Raw genomic sequence first — 16810 nt, 5'->3', positions numbered from 1 at the left:
TGCGCCAATCGCAATGCCCTGCGCCCTCCTGAGCATGTATTGCCCTGCTCTTGGCTGAATCAGGGTAAACATGGTGCCCGTCAAATTACATTACGACCATAATTTAATTTAAATTCACCGCAGGCTTTGACAGTCCCCATGAAACCCAATTTGCACCAGGTCAAAAGAGAACTCACACATGAGCGTTTGCTCCACTCGGCCTTGACTCTGGTGCAAGAAAAAGGCGCGGGCAGGCTTTCCATCCAGGCGGTGGCCCAAGCCGCTGGCATGACCACCGGCGCGGTACAGCACCACTTCCCTTCCAAAGCGGCCTTGATGATGCAAGTGCTCAGCCTGCTGATCGATTCACTCGAAAGTGACACCGATTTTTGGCCCTCACCCCGCTGGGGATTGCGCCGCCGGTCAGAGCATTTCGTCCGACAAGCCTGGGCGCAGCTTTACAGCCAGCCGCGTTTTGCAAGCGCTTGGTCGGCCTACTTGGCTGCGGTTGATGATGTCGTCATGACCGCCCACATCATCGAGCAACGGTCCCTTATTCAACAGCGCCTGCGCGTGCAATTCTTGGCAGCATTCCCCGAGATCGCCATCCATCGACAGGCTGAAGCACACATGCAGTTTGTTTTGACCACATTGCGGGGCCTGGGCCTGGTTCGACCGTTCGCGCCCGCTGCCGCCATCGATTCGCAGTTGACCCTCTTGTCCGAGTTCATCCAGTCCATCCCCACAAAACCCCAGGAGACACCATGAGAAATTTTTCCCTGCCCCAAGCCGCCTTGCTGGCCGCCACCTTGACCATGGGCTTGGCCAGCCAAGCTCAAACAGCCCTGCAGGTGGTCGCACAGCAGCCACCCGGCAGCGGCTCTGACGCCATGACCCGGGCCTGGGCAGAGTGCACCTCGCGTCAGACAGGACAGCCCTCTGTGGTTCAAAACAAGCCCGGCGCCAACGGCATCTTGGCCATCAACTACCTGAAAGGCCAGCCCGCCGACGGGCAAAACGTGATGACGATCGGTATGTCGCAGATGACCATCACGCCTTTTGTGCACAAGCAAATGCCCTACGACCCGATCAAGGACTTTGATGGTGTCGCTGTCATTGGCACCTCGCCACTGGTGCTGGTGGTCCCGGCGGGTTCGGGCGTGACCAAACTCGCCGATCTGGGCAAAGTGTCAGCGTCTCAAGCGGGTGGCTTGAACTTTGGCAGCCCTGGCAAAGGCAGCCCAGCCCACCTGCTGACCACGGCCTTGACCGAATCCATGAAATGGCCCGCCACGCATGTGCCTTTTGTGGGTGAAGCCGCCGGCCTGACCGCCTTGATGGGCCAACAAATTCAGGCCATGACGCTGGTGATTGGCACAGCGGCAGCGCAAGTCAAAGCGGGCAAACTGATTCCCCTGGCTGTTTTTGCGGCCGAGCGCTCCAGCCTCATGCCGGATGTGCCGACCATCAGCGAAGCCGGTGGCCCCCAAGCGCTGGCCCGCCCAGCCTGGATTGCCATCGTGGCCAAAAAAGGCACCCCTGCTGATGTGGTGGCCAAACTCAATGAAGCCACCAACAAGTGCCGCAACGACAGCGCTTACGTCACGCGCATGAACGCCATGAATGTGACCCTGACCACCAGCAAACCCACAGACGTGGCGCTCTGGGCCGAGCGCGACATCGCGGTCTGGAAACCCTTGATCGACAAACTGGGTCTGGCCAGTGAGTAACCTAGCCCACGGTCTGCGCCTGCAACTGCCCACGGGTTGGATCGAAGGCGTCAGCAGCGCTGCTGCGGGGGATACCGGATCGCCCGCTTTGCGCATTTTCAAGGGCATCCCCTATGCGGCGGCCCCCGTAGGTGAGCGTCGTTGGCAAGCACCACAACCGGTATCGCCATGGGTAGGAGTTCGCCCATGTGATCGTTTTGGCCCCGTGGCAGCACAAGCCGGTTTGCCTGGCAGTGCTGACCACGCAGGCGATCTGGACTGCCTGAGTCTGAATGTGTGGTGCCCGCCCGCAGGTGATGGTCCTTGGCCGGTGATGGTCTGGATTCCCGGTGGTGGTTTCATGCGCGGTGGCGCATCCGACGCCTTGTACGACGGCAGTGCCATGGCCCGACAGGGCATTGTTTTTGTGTCGATCAACTACCGCATTGGCGTTGATGGCTTCATGCACTTTGACGATGCTGCGCCCAACCGGGGGCTGCAAGACCAACTGGCGGCGCTGCACTGGGTACAAGAGCACATTGCCATGTTTGGCGGCGACCCACGCCGCGTGACCGTGGCGGGTGTGTCGGCAGGCGCCGGCGCCATCACCCACCTGATGGGCTTGTCCAGCAGTGAGGCCTTGTTCGAGCGCGTCATTTTGCAAAGCCCCAGCATGCAAAGCCACAGCCTAGACGACGCACAGCGCATCCGCCATGCCTTGGCCGGTGTGCTGGGTGTTGCGCCCACGCGCCAAGCACTCGCCGCGGTACCGCTGGCCTCGCTGACCCGGGCATTGGCCTCGTTTATGGGCAATGAGGTCCTCAAAAAGCAATGGGGACTGCGCCCCAGAAATTACTTTCCCGTGCGCCCAGTGGTCGATGGCCAGCTGATTGAGATGGCGCCCTTGCCAGCGATTGAAAAGCGCCTGCTTTCGGGCGGTGCCAAGCGTGCGGTCTTGCTGGGCTCCAATGCCGAAGAAATGCGTTTCTACCTCGTACCCAACGGCGAGATTGATCGGATTGATGAGTCCAGGGTCTGGACCTTTGTAGAGGACATCGGCTGGTCAGCCCAAACCTTGGCCCAGACGCTGGACGGCTACCGGGCCGAGCGCCCACAAATAAGCATGGGCGATGCACTGAGCCGCATCCAGACCGACTATTTTTACGGCAAGCCCACCTTGGCTTTGGCGCAACTGCTGCACCAGGCCCATTGCCCCACCTTTTTGTACCGGTTTGAATGGCCATCGCCTTTGTATGGCGGGCGCTTGGGCGCAGCCCATGCCATGGAAATCCCATTTGTCTTGGGCAACACCCCATCAAGCCGAGCCCAGGAGTTCATTGGCGCGGTGGCACCACCCGATTTGGCCCACGACATGCACACCCGCTGGGCCATGTTTGTCAGGGGTGAGGCCATGTCCGATTGGGCTGACGCAGATGAGCGTTGGCGGGTGTTCAAAGTGGGGTGAGAAACCGCCTCAAGACTGCCAAGGGTTCACCCAAGGCACACCCAAACCCTCAAAATGCCGCACATTGCGTGTGGCCAGCCGGGCACCGTAGGCCAAACAAGTGGCAGCCATCTGGGCGTCGGCCATGGCCAGGGGCAGACCTTCGCGCTCCCGCCAGGCCACCACATCGGCATAAATCACGGCCACAGTCAGGTCATAAGCCAAGATTCGGCCCGCACAGTCCCCTTTCAGCACCGCCTCACAAGCCTTGGTTAACTGCGCTCGGCGTGCACCTGGCGTCAAGTGGCTGAGAACTGCCCGACAATCACCCCTTTGGCACTTTCAGTCAGCAGCGGCTTCTTATATGGCGATTCAATGGTTTCCCGGACACATGCACCTCACGCGCAAGGCGATCGGGGAGCGTATCAAAGAGATTGACGTCGTCATCGAAATGCTGGACGCCCGCCTGCCGGGGTCGAGTGCCAACCCCATGTTGGCCGAGCTGATCAAGGGCAAGCCCGCGCTCAAGATCCTGAGCAAACAAGACCTGGCCGATCCGGTCCGCACGGCGCAGTGGCTGGCCCACTACAACGCCATGCCCGGTGTTCGCGCCATTGGCCTGGACACCAGCATGAGCTCGCCCGCCAAAGCGCTGATCGACGCCTGCCAGCAACTGGCCCCCAACCGGGGCGGCATGGTCAAGCCCATGCGGGTGTTGATTTGCGGCATCCCCAACGTGGGTAAGTCCACGCTGATCAACACCCTCAAAGGCAAACGCGCCGCCAAAACCGGTGACGAAGCCGGTGTGACCAAGCAGGAGGCACGCATCGCACTGGCCGATGACTTTTACCTGTACGACACCCCCGGCGTGCTGTGGCCGCGCATCATCGTGGCGCAAAGCGGCTACAACCTGGCCGCCAGCGGGGCCATCGGTGTGAACGCGTTTGACGAAGAAGAAGTGGCACTGGAGCTGCTGAACTACCTGATCCCCCAATACCCACAAGCACTGGCCGACCGCTACAAAATCGACGATGTGCAAAGCCACACCGACCAAACCCTGCTCGAGGCCATCGGCCGGGTGCGGGGCGCCATGCAAAGCGGCGGCCGCATCAACACCACCAAGGCCGCCCACATCGCGATCCACGACTTCAGATCCGGGGCCCTGGGCCGCGTGACCATCGAGACACCCGAACAATTTGCCCAGTGGCTCGCCGAAGGCAAAAAGGCCGATGCCGAACGGGCGGTGCGCAAAGAAGCCATCGAAAAGACCAAAAAGCCTGCACGCAAGTGATGCGTCTCAGCTCAGGTTCAAGCGTGGCCCCGGAGTGACACCTCGCTGAAGACTTTACCCATACGATGATTTGATTCATTCACGGTCAAGTCTCATGAAACTCATCAGCTACACACAAAACAACGCCACACGATACGGCGTCCTGCTCGGCCAAACCGTGGTGGACATACGCCACTGCATGGACCAAGCGCCCGAGAGCATCAACGACTTTTTTGCCCAAGCCAGCGGCAACCCTGCGCTGATGGCCAGCATTGCCCAGCGTGCGGCCAAGGCCTCGGCCACACCGCTTGACCAAGTCAGCTTGCTGCCATGTGTGCCCCGCCCCAGCAAGATCCTTTGCCTGGGCGTGAATTACCACGACCACGCCGCCGAAGGCGGCAACAAGGTGGCGGACTACCCGACCATCTTTTTCCGTGGCCCATCGTCTTTGCTGGCACATGGCGGCACCATCCCGATTCCGCCAATTTCCACATCGCTGGACTACGAGGCCGAGCTGGCCTTGGTGATCGGCAAAACCACCCGCAACGTTAGCGAGGCTGAGGCGCTCGACTCGGTGTTTGCCTATGCGTGCTTCAACGATGCCACCTTCCGCGACTACCAGCGCAAAACCACCCAGTGGACCGTGGGCAAGAACTTTGACCAAACCGGCGGCTTTGGCCCCCACTTGGTCACGGCCGACGAGTTGCCGCCCGGTTGTGTGGGCCTGCACATCGAGTCGCGGCTAAACGGGCAAGTGATGCAAAGCGCCAGCACCACCGACATGGTGTTCCATGTGGCGCCCACGATTGCCATGATGTCGGCTTGCATGACGCTCGAGCCCGGTGACGTGATCGTCATGGGCACGCCCGCAGGTGTAGGTTATGCCCGCAAGCCGCCCGTGTGGATGCAGCCGGGCGACACGATAGAGATCGACATCGAAGGCGTTGGCGTTTTGCGCAACCAAGTCGGCCTGCTGGCCTTGTGAATCTGCCCCGCCATGAAAAACATCACCCGAGACAACTTGACTGACACCGTCAAAAGCAGCTTTGCGAACATTGACGGTGAACGCCAACGCCACTTGGTCAACCGCCTGGTACACCACTTGCACGCATTTGCCAGCGAAACCGGCCTCAGCCACGATGAGTGGCGCGACGGCATCGCCTTCTTGCACCGGATGGCCGAAATCAGCAGCCCATCGCGCAGCGAGTTCACTTTGCTGTCTGATGTGCTGGGCCTGTCCTCGCTGGTGGACCTGCTGGCCGCGAGGCCCGGCGCCACCGAAGGCAGCGTACTCGGCCCCTTCCACACCCGCGGATCACCCTGGGTGGACAACGGCAGCAACCTGATCAATCAAAACGAAGGCGAGGCCGTGCTGATCCAAGGCCGTGTGACCGACACCGACGGACAGCCGCTGGCCAACGCCAGCATCGACTTCTGGCAAAACGCTGACAACGGCATGTACTGGCAAATGGACGACAGCCAGCCCCAGGACAACCTGCGCTGCCAGCTCAAGGTGCAGGCTGACGGTCGCTTCGAGCTGGCCACCATCCGCCCTCGTCCCTACATGGTGCCCACCGACGGTCCGGTGGGCGAGCTCCTGCGCATGTCGCATCGTGACGCCTGGCGCCCTGCGCATTTCCACATCATTGTCGAAGCCACCGGCTACCGCAGCTTGATCACCGAAGTGTTTGACGAAGCCGACCCTTGGGTCGACAAAGACGCCGTGTTTGGTGTGCGCGCTTCACTGGTTCGACCGTTCACACCTGCGTCTGATGCCGCCACGGCCGAGCGCATGGGCTTGCCCGCCCAGTACCTGAGTGTCGAGCTGCCGATACGGCTGGCACGCGAAGACTGAAACCACACCGACACCCTCACGGAGCAGATGCATTTATGTCCAACACATTGACAGTGGACGTCCTCATTGCGGGCGGCGGCCCTTGCGGGCTGATGCTGGCCATTGAGCTGGGCAGGCGCCGCATCCGCTGCCTGCTGGTCGATGCCAAGCCCGGCACCGCTTTTAACCCGCAGGCCAACGCCACCCAAGCACGCACCATGGAGCATTTCCGGCGTTTGGGCTTTGCACATGAAATCCGCAGCATGGGCTTGCCGCCCGACCACCCCACCGACATCGCCTACCTGACACGCTTTGCGGGCACCGAGCTGGCCCGCCTGCGCCTACCCACCGCTGCCGCAGCGCCACAGGCCATCAAAAACATGTCGGGCTCGTGGAGCGCCGCAGAGCTGCCGCACCGGGTGTCACAAAAATTCGTGGAGGTCTGCCTGCATCGACACGCCCAGCAGCAGGCCAGCGTCGAGATGCGCTACGGCTGGCAACTCGCATCGTTCGAGGATACCGAAGGCGGCATCAAAGCCATGGTGCAATCGGTCAATGGTGAAGAACAGCTGAACGTGCAAGCCGCTTACCTGGTGGGGGCCGACGGGGCACGCAGCATGGTGCGCCGGGAGCTGGGCATCGCCTGGGGCGGTGCCACCGGCTTCAAGCGCAAGTTCATGGGCGGCAAGATGCTGGCGGTCTACCTCAAGGCGCCCGAGTTTTACGCCCGCAACCCCAATGACCGCTCATGGATGTACGTGGTGGTCAACCCCGAGTTGCGTGCCTTCATCATGTCGGTCGACGGGGTGAGTGAGTTCGCCTTCCACATCCAAATGGCCGACGACGCTGCCACCGAAGCGCTGACCGAAGCCGACGCACGGCGCTTGTTTGCGCAGGCCTTTGGGCAGCCCATCGACATCGACATCCTCTCCATGGCCACCTGGATGGCGGGCCATGCGCTGGTCGCGGAGTCCTTCCAGAAAGGTCGCGTCTTTCTGGGCGGTGATGCGGCGCACCTGTTCACCCCCACCGGGGGCCTGGGTTACAACACAGCGGTTGAAGACGCCGTCAACCTGAGCTGGAAGTTGGCCAGCGTGCTCAAAGGCCAAGCACCAGCCGCCTTGCTGGACAGCTACCACCACGAACGTCACGCCTTGGCCGTGCGCAACACCGGCTATGCCCGCCAGTTTGCCGACTCGATTGGCCTCTTTGAAGCCGTGCCCGAACTTGAAGACAAGAGCCCTGAAGGCGAGGCAGCCCGGTCCGTCGCATCGGACTACCTCAACGGCCATGTGCGGCGCGAATTCAACATCCCAGGGGTGACTTTTGGTGGACGCTACGACGGCAGCCACATCATCGTGGGTGACGGCACCACCGCCCCGCCCGATGCCGCCAACAGCTACACGCCCTGCGCCACACCGGGCGGCAGGCCGCCTCATGCGTGGCTTCCCGATGGCCGTTCGCTCTTTGACACTTTCCACACCGAATGGACCTTGCTGGTCTTGGGTCCAGAGCCGGTCGACACCACCGCATTCGAAAACGCAGCGGCCACCATGGGCATGGATTTGAGAGCCGTGCACCACACCAGCCCCGAGATCTTTGACCTTTACCAAGCCCCCCTGGTCTTGATCCGACCGGACCAAATCGTGGCCTGGCGTGGACAGGGTGGCGAGGCGGCCCAACCCATCTTGGCCAAGGTCATGGGCTCAGGCGATACAGTCCAGGGTCACACCACGGACCCTGATCTGCCTGCATGAACACCCGCCACGCCACACCCGACAAAGACGCCATCGCCTTGCTCCCACCTTTTGAGAGGCTGGGCTTGGATCGCATCACCTTGGTGTGCACCGGAGCGCAGGCCCGCCAGGCGCAAGACCAACTCGCTCGGGCCAGCGCCTGGGGGTTTGACACCGAATCCAAACCCACCTTCAAGGTGGGCGAAACCTCCGAAGGCCCGCACATCTTGCAACTGTCCACCCCCGAGCGGGCTTGGGTGTTTCAGTTGCACGACCCAGACTGCCGCAGCGTGGCGGCCGAGTTGTTGGCACAAAGCGGCATGGTCAAAGCCGGGTTTGGCTTGGGCGATGACCGCAAACGCATCGTGCACAAACTGGGCATCGAGCCGCAGGGCATCCTGGAGCTCAACACCGTGTTCCACCAACGCGGCTACCGCAAGGACATGGGCGTCAAAGGTGCGGTGGCGGTGCTGTTCAACCAGCGCTTCATGAAGTCCAAAAAAGCCGCCACCAGCAACTGGGCCAACGCCCGCCTGAGCGAGGCGCAACTGGTTTACGCCGCCAACGACGCGTATGCGGCCATTCGGGTCTGGCAGGCGCTGGAACTTTGAAGCGCCAACGGCATCAACACCTCACCACAAACTGACCAAGCTGCCGCCTTGCAATCGCCAAGCAGCGCTGGCCATGGCGCGGGCTTCGGCTTCGTCGTGGGTCACCAGCAAGGCCCGCATGCCGTGCTCGGCAATGTGGCGGGCAAACTCTTCGCGCAGGCTGACCCGCAGCTCGGCGTCGAGCGCAGAAAAGGGCTCGTCCAGCAGCAGCGCACGGGGTTGGGTGATCAGTGCCCGGGCCAAAGCCACACGCTGTTGCTCGCCGCCCGACAGCGTGTCCACCCTCTCGCCGCCCCTGCCCTCCAGGCCAAAGCGCTGCAACAGCGCCTGCGCTTGCCCCCGCGCAGCGTTGCGGCCCAGGCCCTGCTCCACCAGACCAAAGGCCACGTTGTCCTGCACCCTCAGGTGCGGGAACAAGGCAAAGTCCTGAAACATCAGGGCCAAGCGGCGTTTTTCCGGGGGCCAGTCGCTGATGTCCTGACCGTCGAGCCAAACACTGCCTGACTCCGGCGTCTCCAGACCCGCCACGATTTTCAGCAGCGTGCTCTTGCCGCTGCCCGAGGCGCCCAGCAAGGCCACAGTTTGGCCCGCTTCGATGCGCAGATTCACGTCCTGCAGCAAGGTTTGGCGCTGGCCTTGGGGCCCAAGCCAATGGTGGGTGATGTGGCGCAGTTCAAGCATGAGGTCAATCCTGGTGTGGGGCGCGGCGAGGTTCACCCCGCCCTTCGATCAGCCAAAAAGCGAGCAAGGCCAAGGCCATGAGACCCGCAGAAAGCACCAGCGCGGCGTCCAAGTTGGCGCTGCCGGGACGACCCAGACGTTGGTAAATCAAGGTGCTCAAGGTCAGCCATTCGGGGCGTGCGAGCAACAAAGACACCGCAAACTCGCCCAGCATGGTGGCAGCGGCAAAGGCCATGCCCCGGCGCAAGGCAGGGGCCACCAGCGGCAAGGTCACGCGCCACAGGACGCGCACAGGCCCGGCACCCAAGCTGGCAGCGGCCTGGGCGTATTGATCGGGCAGCGCGTCGAGCGCAGCGGTGAGCGCTTTGGCCACAAAGGGGTAAGCCAGCAAGGCGTACGCAGCCACCAACAGTGGCCAACTTGCCAGCCACTGGGGGTAAAGCAACAACAAACCAAAAGCCAGGGCCACGGGCGACACCACCAGCGGCGCATAAGCACTCGCCCGCCAAGCCAGCGCGGCGGGTGTCCAGCGGCGCATGGCCTGCCCCGCCAGCGCGTGCAGCACACCCAGCGCCGTGGCCAGCGCCATCGCCAAACCACTGAAGCGCAAGGTGTTGCTCACCGCCCGCCAGGTGTCGTCCTCGCGCAGCACTTCCCAGCCCTGCCCGAAGCCCACAGCTTGCGCCGCCTGCAGCAGCAAGGCCAGTAAAGGCGCACCGCATAACAGCAGCCAAGCGCCCAAGGCCAGCGCCCAGCCGCTCCAGATGGCCAGCCCCCGCACAGGACGGCGAGGCACCGGGGTGATGCGGGCCGGGCTGGCCAAGCGGCGCTCCACCCAGGCATAGGCCCAGGCCATGCCCCCCGTGAGCGCCAGCATGGCCACGGCCAACGAGGCCGCTGGGGCCAGGGCCAACTCGTGGGCAATCAGCGTGTAGATCTCCACCTCGACCGTGGCCCAGTGCTGCCCGCCCAGCACCAAGGCCAAACCAAAACCGGTGAAACAATACAAAAACACCAGGCACAAAGCCGATGCAAGCCAAGGCGCCATGACAGGCCACTCGACCCGCCAAAAAGCCCGCCACGGTGTGGCCCCTAGCGTGCGGGCCACCGCCACGCGCTGGGCACTGACCTGTGCCAAACCGTCCATGCCAGCACGCACCACCAAAGACAAGTTAAAAAACAAATTGCCCAGCAGCAGCATCCAGGGGCTGCCCTCCAACGTCCAGCCCGCCAGAGCCAAGGGCGCTCCCAGCACACCACGCGGCCCCCACAGCGCCAAAATGCCGAGCGCAGCCACCAGCGTCGGCACCACAAAAGGCAGCATCAAGGCGCGTTGCCAGGCCACGCGCCCCCTGAATTCCAGCCGCGCCAAAACCCAGGCCATTGGCAAGCCCAAGACCCCACACAGCACACAGGTGACCAGGGCCTGCACCAGCGTCCAGCCCACACGCCACTGCAGGTGTGCGTCCAGCCACCAGGGTACGGAGTCATCAAGGAGCAAGCCCGCCATCGGTTCACCCCACAGGCCTTGCCACAGCAAACGTGCCACCGGCCAAACCAGCAGCGCCAGCGCAAACAAAGCCGGTCCGGCCGCCAGCCACAGCACGGTGCGGCGCTTTCGGGATAAGGCGGTGGCCTTGGCTGAAAACCGGGTGGACATCATGGCGGCGACATCATGGTGGCGGTGAATGAGCCACTCACTTGAGCACCACTTGTGTCCAGCGCCGCTGCCAGCTGCCCGCTTGGGCCGTCAGGGCCTGCAAGGACACGGCCTCAAATTGGGTCGGTTCTTGCGCATGTTGGAACACGGCATCAGGCGCCACCCCAGGCTCGGCGGGGTACATCCACAAGCGGGTTTGCAGGGCCTGCTGCACCGCCGGGGAGCGCAAAAATTCGATGAACTTCACCCCTGCGGCCTGGGCAGCCGGGTTGGCACCCTTGAGCAAGGCCGCGCCCTCGACCTGGCGAAACACTGCACCCGGCAAAAAAACATTGGCGGTGGGAGAGGCGCTGATTTTTTGCTTGCTGTAGAACACCTCGGCGGCCGGACTCGTGGCATAACTCACCACGATGGGGCGGCTGCCGCCGTTGCGGCTGAACTCGGTGTAATAAGCCTCGCTCCAGCCTTTGACCACTTTGAGACCATTGGCCCGCATCCGTGCCCACCAATCAAAAGCGGCCTGCTCGCCCAAACCGGCCACAGTGGCCAACATGAAGGCCTGCCCCGGGCTGGAGGTGGCCGGATTGGGCACCACCAGCAAGCCCCGGTAAGCCGGGCTGCTCAATTCTTGCAGGCTCTTGGGCAAGGCCAGTCCTTTTTGGGCAAACCAAGCCTTGTCGATGTTCAGGTTCACGTAGCCGTAATTGATGGGCACCAAGCCAGCCACCACGCCGTCCGGACCGGCCGTGTCGGCCATATGGGCCAGGGCCGGGCGGTGCGCCACAGAGCCTGCGGCCTGAGGAAAGGGGGCCAAAATGCCCCCGGCCACAGCGCGGGGCAACAAGGTGTTGTCGATGCCGTACACCACATCGGCCACGGGGGCAGCTTGGCTCAAGATGAGTTTGTTGAGCATCTCGCCTGCATCACCGCCTTGGATGAGCTGCAGCTTCACATTGGCTTCTTGCTCGAAACGGGCCAGCAAGGGCTTGGGCAGATCAAAGGAGCTGTGTGTCATGACACGCAGCACTGAGGGTGAGGATGTGTTGGCTTGTGCCCAAACCCCCAAGGGCCAAGCCACGAGCCAGCCGCACATCAACACGGCTGTTGCCGATGTTTCCCATCGCCGAAACGTTTGCCACATGCGCTGTTGCCTTTCTTGCCTTCAAGCCCGCCTGGGGCATGAAGCGCAAAGCCGTGGTGCACGCCGGGTGCTTGGGGAGGGCTTTCACTTCACGCTCCCTACGCTGGCACAACCCAGATCAGGTGAGAGGGGTATGTCTCAGCCCCTGCCGCAGATCGCAGCCAGGGCACCCCCGGTGAAGTCAAGCATTGTAGGCGGGGACTGTGGGGCTTGAGCCCGCACGCATGTCCGCGTGCGGGCAAGCCCTCAGCCCAAATCGGCGCTAGGCCGCGCCTGTCTCAGGTGCCGCTGTAAGGCAGCGACGAATGGTGCAGCACGATGCGCAGTTGACCGGCGTCGTCTTTGACATACTTCCAAGTCTTGTCAACCGTGGTCACTTTGCCCGCCCGGTCGGTGATCATGACGTTGCCCATGCTGCTGGCCGAGTCTCCGGCAATGAAGACGGCGGCGTTTTTGGACTCACACTTTGTCCACCCCTTGAGCGCAAAACCAGTGTCCTTCGGAAAGTTGCTGTCTCCCCCCACAAAGTAGGCCAAAGCGCCCGCTCTGGTGGTGCGGAAAGTCTGGGGCGCCACGGTCAGCGTGGGCTTGAACAAGACTGCGCCCATTTGGTAACCGTAAGCGGCATCGATCACCTTCTCGGCCAGGGCCTTGGCAGCAGCCTGGCCTTGGGTGGCGCCTGTGGTGCTGATGTCCACCAGGGCCTTGCACCAGGCGGCTTGGGCGTTGCGCACTTCGGCCTCGGTGATGGCTTGGTTGACCACGGTGGTGGCTTGGGCAGCGCCGGACAGACCCAACAAAGCCAGCGAGGCGGCCATCAAGGACAAGGATTTCATGGTTTAACTCCATTTTCAGTATTAAAAAGTTGAAAAAAGACAAACTGTTTGTTTTCAGATGTCTGACCGTATTGAAAAGCCCGCCCATGAACCGGACTTGACGATCGCATGACGAGGCGCTGAACACGGCATTAACAAAAGATGACACCATCGCGAACGCCAACCACGGCGGTGACAATAGACCCATGTTCAGAAGACAGCTCTCTGGGGTATTGCTTGTATTGGCCGCGTGCATCGTTTTGCAGGGCGTGGGTGCCGTGTTTGCCCTGCGCGAGGCCGAACGCCAGGTCGTACGCGGGCGCTTGGCCAGCGACATCCACCAGGGCTTTGTGCAGCTTTTGGCCACCAAACAACGGCTGCGATCGTGGGTCACGCAACACAAAATCGGCGCCGGAGGCAACCCTGAGGAGCGCGACGAGTTGCTCCAGCAAATGCAACAAGGCTTGGGCGAGTTGGCCCTGCTGGCCCAAAAAGCCGCGGCAATGGGCCTGGACGGCCGTGCCAGCGAAGAACACACGGCCCGCACTGACGCTGTCGAGGTGCTGGGCCACAACGTTCACGACCTGGGCCAAGCCCTGATGCAGGTCAAAACCTTGCCCGCCGACATGCCGGCCCGGCTGGGCTGGGACACCCTCACCGAGGTCTTTGAAAAATCAGAGGGGCGTGATTTGCGTGAACTCATCGCCCAAAGCATCACCCGCGAAAGCGCTGCGATGCAGCGCGAACGGCTGGCGGCCGACGCCACACTGGATCGGATTCGCTGGCTCTGGATCGGCATGGCCTTGACCTTGGCTTTGCTGGCTTTGGGGGCTACGCTCTACTTTGCCCGGGCACTTCGCCGACCCATTGACGAATTGGTGCAAGGCGCTCACAAGCTGCGCCAGGGCCTGCTGCAACACCGCGTGCCGCTGAACGAACAAGACGAATTTTCTGATGTGGCCCGCAGCATGAATGCCATGGCGGCCGCACTGGAAAAGCACCAACAACAGGAAACCGAGCACCGCCAGCGGCTGGAGACCGAGGTGCGCGAGCGCACCAGCGCCTTGCACGAGGCCAACCAGTCACTGCAACAAACCGACACGCGCCGTCGCCAGTTGTTGGCCGACATCAGCCACGAACTTCGCACCCCCACCACCGCCATCCGCGGTGAAGCCGAAATCACCTTGCGCGGCGGCGAACGCCCAGCTGTGCAATACCGTGAAGCGTTGCAACGCATCGTGGCCACCTCCAGGCAACTGGGCTCGGTGATCGACGACTTGCTGGCCATGGCCCGCAGCGACATGGAAACACTGAGCATGGTGCACCAGCGCGTCGACCTGTCTGAACCATTGGGCGACGCACTGGCCCAAGCCCAAGCCCTGGCGGGTGAGCGACACATCCAGATCAACGCACAAGCCATGCCCTCAGGGGCCGTGCTCGTCATGGGCGATGCGCAGCGCTTGTGTCAGCTGATGCTCTTGATGCTGGACAACGCGGTGCGCTACTCCCACCCCGCTGGCAGCGTGAGTCTGCTTTGGTGGTGCAGCGATGATGCAAGCCCCACGCTGGTGCTGGAGGTGGTCGACCAAGGGATTGGCATTCCAGCTGAAGAGCTGCACCAGGTGTTTGATCGGCACTTCAGGGGCCGCATGGCCCGCTTGCACCGCGCCGCTGGCAGCGGCTTGGGTTTGCCCATTGCCAAGGCTTTGGCTCAGGCTCATGGCGGCACCTTGACCCTGGAGAGCCCGGCCGACGAGGCCACAGGCACCGGCACCCGAGTGCAGCTTCGCCTGCCTTTGCTGCATTGGGAGCCCTTGTCCACAGTCTCCGATCCTCCAGCCAGCTGACACACGCTCTTGCCGTTCTTTGCCCTCGCCTTGGTTCGCCCTCAACCCTTGACCCCACCATGAACATCATCCTGATCGAAGATGACCCGCGGATTGCCGATTTTTTGCAACGCGGCCTGAAGGCCGAAGGCCTGCAAGTTCAACGCGCAGCCACTGGACCTGAAGGATTGGCCTTGGTGCAAGACGCGGCTCGGCAAACCGCACCTGGCCATCCCCCCACGGTGGTGGTGCTGGACCTGATGCTTCCAGGCATGAATGGGCTGGACATCTGTCAAACCTTGCGGGCCCAAGGCGTGCCCTTCCCGATCCTGATGCTCACGGCCCTGAGCGCCCTGGAGGAGCGGGTGGCGGGCTTGCGCATGGGGGCAGACGATTACCTGTGTAAGCCCTTTGAGTTCGAGGAACTGCTGGCACGCCTGGAGGCCTTGTGCCGTCGTGCACAAGGCATGGCCACTCGCCCCAGCCACTTGCAAGTAGCCGACATCGTGCTCGACCGCGACAGCATGCGGGCCACGCGAGCAGGCGAAGTGTTGAACCTGACAGCGCGGGAGTTGGCTTTGCTGGAGCTGTTGATGAGCGCACCCGGCAGGCTGTTCAGTCGCGAACGGATTTTGTCCAGCGTGTGGGGCCTGAACGAGGACCCATTGACCAATGTGGTGGATGTCTACATCCGGCGCTTGCGCAGCAAGATCGACGAAGGCCGCGACAGTCCCTTGATCCAGACCATGCGCGGTTTGGGCTACCGGCTCGAAGCGCCAGCAGAGGCGGGCTAGAGCCGAACGAAGTGAAGGGCTGCGTATGACGCCACCAACACTTCGATTTTTAGAGATTATCCGTACATAATTGTCTTGTTTTTCGGATTATTCAAAGACGCTATCTTCACTTTTCTTTTGATCAACCCGAAGACAGCCGACCATGAACATCCGCACCGCCTGGCCTCATGGCCACAGCCCACATTCGCACCCGAAACACCCCATGGGAGAGCCTTCATGAAAGTCCTCATCTGGTTGGTTTTTCTGGTCTTGATGGCGTTTTGGACCGGTCTGGTTGCACTGACCGAGCAACTGAGCCAGTGGCTGTTGGCCAGCATGGCCAATGGACAGGTGGCTGACCTCGCCAGCGTGGCTGGCCAATGGCCTGTGCCTGCTTGGTTGGGCTTTTGGGTGGACACGGCATGGCTCAAAAGCCTGCAAGAGGCCGGAGTTGGCTTGGTGCAATGGTTGAGCCAGGTATTGCCCTCGGCTCAAGGACTGATGAGCTGGATCTCCCCACTGCTGTGGCTGGGCTGGGGTGCAGGAACGCTGGTCTTGTTGGTGGGTGCCGTGTTGGGGCACCTGCTCGTTAGAAAAGGCTGGCATGCATCGCGCAAAAGCCTGAAGCTTTGAACAACCGGCCGCACCTCCATAAAGCCGCACCATGAAAACCATCCTGTCCCAACGCCTGCGCCAGGCGGCCGAGGTACACCGCGCAGGCGGCGGTGGTCCCGATCTGAAACTGAGCTTGCAGGATTTGGTGCGGCTGCATGGCGAGTCCTCCCTGGCTGTGCTGTTGATGCTGCTGGCCGTGGTGAGTGTGCTGCCCGTGGCCGGTGCGGGCACCCTCATGAGTCTGGGCATTTGGGCGATCGCCTGGTCGTGGGTGCGCGAGCGCGAAACACTGAGCTTGCCGCAGCGTCTGGGCAACTTGTCGCTCAATGAACGCTGGAGTGGCCGTTGTCTGCAGGGGCTGGCCTGGTTGTACGAAAGCAGCCAACGCTTGATGCGCCCGCGCTGGGCGTGGCTCTCGCATGCGGGCACACGCGCCTGGTGGGGGGCCTGGATTGCGCTGATGGGCTTCGTGATCTTTGTGCCCCTGCCTTTTGGCAATGTGTTGCCAGGCGTGAGCCTGGTGCTGCTCAGCCTGGGCTGGATGTTCCGCGACGGCCTGGCGCTTTTGTTGTCCACCGCCGTCGGCTTGGTGGGTGTGGCTTACGGTCTGTCGGTGGGCCATCTGGCCGTGCAAGCCTTCGATCGGATGATGGATTTGCTGCCAAAGTGACAGGCGCGATGGCGGCGGATGCATAGAGTCGAGGCTCATCCACCGC

The 16810-nt window shown here is 62.3% G+C and carries 17 protein-coding genes and 1 riboswitch; of the genes, 12 read left to right on the top strand and 5 right to left on the bottom strand.

The annotated features are described in order from the left end of the window. Window positions 1-138 precede the first annotated feature (138 nt). From L63ED372_RS06075 to L63ED372_RS06065, 3 genes are read left to right on the top strand one after another with little or no spacing between them, the layout of a single operon-like run. Complete coding sequence (locus tag L63ED372_RS06075) at window positions 139-747, top strand: TetR/AcrR family transcriptional regulator (protein ID WP_062404347.1); 609 nt, start codon at window positions 139-141, stop codon at window positions 745-747. Next, window positions 744-1709, top strand: a complete 966-nt coding sequence (locus tag L63ED372_RS06070; RefSeq protein WP_062404345.1) for a Bug family tripartite tricarboxylate transporter substrate binding protein — start codon at window positions 744-746, stop codon at window positions 1707-1709. Before L63ED372_RS06075 ends, L63ED372_RS06070 begins: the two co-directional genes overlap by 4 nt. Then, the gene (locus tag L63ED372_RS06065; RefSeq protein ID WP_082431607.1) at window positions 1702-3153 is read left to right on the top strand and encodes a carboxylesterase/lipase family protein; all 1452 of its coding nucleotides are present in this window, start codon (window positions 1702-1704) and stop codon (window positions 3151-3153) included. Before L63ED372_RS06070 ends, L63ED372_RS06065 begins: the two co-directional genes overlap by 8 nt. A gap of 9 nt (window positions 3154-3162) precedes the next feature. Here L63ED372_RS06065 and L63ED372_RS06060 read toward each other — a convergent pair whose 3' ends face one another. Then, window positions 3163-3357, bottom strand: a complete 195-nt coding sequence (locus tag L63ED372_RS06060) for a hypothetical protein (protein WP_062404341.1) — start codon at window positions 3355-3357, stop codon at window positions 3163-3165. 139 nt (window positions 3358-3496) lie between these two features. On the opposite strand from L63ED372_RS06060, the gene ylqF reads away from it, so the two are divergent. The 5 genes from ylqF to L63ED372_RS06035 all read left to right on the top strand — a co-directional run bounded on the left by ylqF (window position 3497) and on the right by L63ED372_RS06035 (window position 8583). Next, complete coding sequence (gene ylqF / locus L63ED372_RS06055) at window positions 3497-4423, top strand: ribosome biogenesis GTPase YlqF (protein ID WP_062404339.1); 927 nt, start codon at window positions 3497-3499, stop codon at window positions 4421-4423. A 94-nt stretch (window positions 4424-4517) separates the two neighbouring features. Then, a complete protein-coding gene (locus tag L63ED372_RS06050; RefSeq protein WP_062404337.1) occupies window positions 4518-5387 on the top strand; it encodes a fumarylacetoacetate hydrolase family protein in 870 nt (289 codons plus the stop codon). A 12-nt stretch (window positions 5388-5399) separates the two neighbouring features. Then, the gene (locus L63ED372_RS06045; protein WP_062404335.1) at window positions 5400-6257 is read left to right on the top strand and encodes a dioxygenase family protein; all 858 of its coding nucleotides are present in this window, start codon (window positions 5400-5402) and stop codon (window positions 6255-6257) included. Between the two features lie 35 nt (window positions 6258-6292). Beyond that, window positions 6293-7993, top strand: a complete 1701-nt coding sequence (locus L63ED372_RS06040) for an FAD-dependent oxidoreductase (protein ID WP_062404333.1) — start codon at window positions 6293-6295, stop codon at window positions 7991-7993. Beyond that, window positions 7990-8583 carry a 3'-5' exonuclease gene (locus tag L63ED372_RS06035; RefSeq protein ID WP_062404331.1) on the top strand — a complete coding sequence of 198 codons (594 nt, stop codon included), beginning with the start codon at window positions 7990-7992 and terminating at the stop codon, window positions 8581-8583. Before L63ED372_RS06040 ends, L63ED372_RS06035 begins: the two co-directional genes overlap by 4 nt. Before the next feature lie 21 nt (window positions 8584-8604). On the opposite strand, the gene L63ED372_RS06030 is transcribed toward L63ED372_RS06035, so the two are convergent. The 4 genes from L63ED372_RS06030 to L63ED372_RS06015 all read right to left on the bottom strand — a co-directional run bounded on the left by L63ED372_RS06030 (window position 8605) and on the right by L63ED372_RS06015 (window position 12901). Then, window positions 8605-9264: an ABC transporter ATP-binding protein gene (locus tag L63ED372_RS06030; protein ID WP_062407724.1), complete on the bottom strand. Its 660-nt coding sequence runs from the start codon at window positions 9262-9264 to the stop codon at window positions 8605-8607. 4 nt (window positions 9265-9268) lie between these two features. After that, entirely contained in the window at window positions 9269-10927 is a 1659-nt protein-coding gene (locus L63ED372_RS06025; RefSeq protein ID WP_231624578.1) for an ABC transporter permease, read from the bottom strand. A gap of 34 nt (window positions 10928-10961) precedes the next feature. Next, window positions 10962-12065, bottom strand: coding sequence for a thiamine ABC transporter substrate-binding protein (locus L63ED372_RS06020; RefSeq protein ID WP_231624577.1), 1104 nt, complete (start codon window positions 12063-12065; stop codon window positions 10962-10964). Window positions 12066-12142: 77 nt separating this feature from the next. Further along, window positions 12143-12249: riboswitch (TPP riboswitch) on the bottom strand. Window positions 12250-12343: 94 nt separating this feature from the next. Further along, window positions 12344-12901, bottom strand: coding sequence for a hypothetical protein (locus L63ED372_RS06015; RefSeq protein WP_062404329.1), 558 nt, complete (start codon window positions 12899-12901; stop codon window positions 12344-12346). 185 nt (window positions 12902-13086) lie between these two features. On the opposite strand from L63ED372_RS06015, the gene L63ED372_RS06010 reads away from it, so the two are divergent. From L63ED372_RS06010 to L63ED372_RS05995, 4 genes are all read left to right on the top strand, one after another. Next, window positions 13087-14727 carry a sensor histidine kinase gene (locus L63ED372_RS06010; protein WP_082431606.1) on the top strand — a complete coding sequence of 547 codons (1641 nt, stop codon included), beginning with the start codon at window positions 13087-13089 and terminating at the stop codon, window positions 14725-14727. A gap of 59 nt (window positions 14728-14786) precedes the next feature. Continuing rightward, complete coding sequence (locus tag L63ED372_RS06005; RefSeq protein ID WP_062404325.1) at window positions 14787-15500, top strand: response regulator transcription factor; 714 nt, start codon at window positions 14787-14789, stop codon at window positions 15498-15500. Window positions 15501-15716: 216 nt separating this feature from the next. After that, window positions 15717-16112 carry a hypothetical protein gene (locus L63ED372_RS06000; RefSeq protein WP_156343564.1) on the top strand — a complete coding sequence of 132 codons (396 nt, stop codon included), beginning with the start codon at window positions 15717-15719 and terminating at the stop codon, window positions 16110-16112. A 31-nt stretch (window positions 16113-16143) separates the two neighbouring features. Then, window positions 16144-16764, top strand: coding sequence for an exopolysaccharide biosynthesis protein (locus L63ED372_RS05995; RefSeq protein WP_062404321.1), 621 nt, complete (start codon window positions 16144-16146; stop codon window positions 16762-16764). The last annotated feature ends 46 nt before the right edge of the window (window positions 16765-16810 follow it).

Origin of the sequence: Limnohabitans sp. 63ED37-2 (genome assembly GCF_001412535.1) — a bacterium.
Taxonomy (GTDB): domain Bacteria; phylum Pseudomonadota; class Gammaproteobacteria; order Burkholderiales; family Burkholderiaceae_C; genus Limnohabitans_A.
The sequence above is the reverse complement of the archived record's forward strand: the minus strand, read 5'-3'. Positions and strand labels throughout refer to the sequence as shown.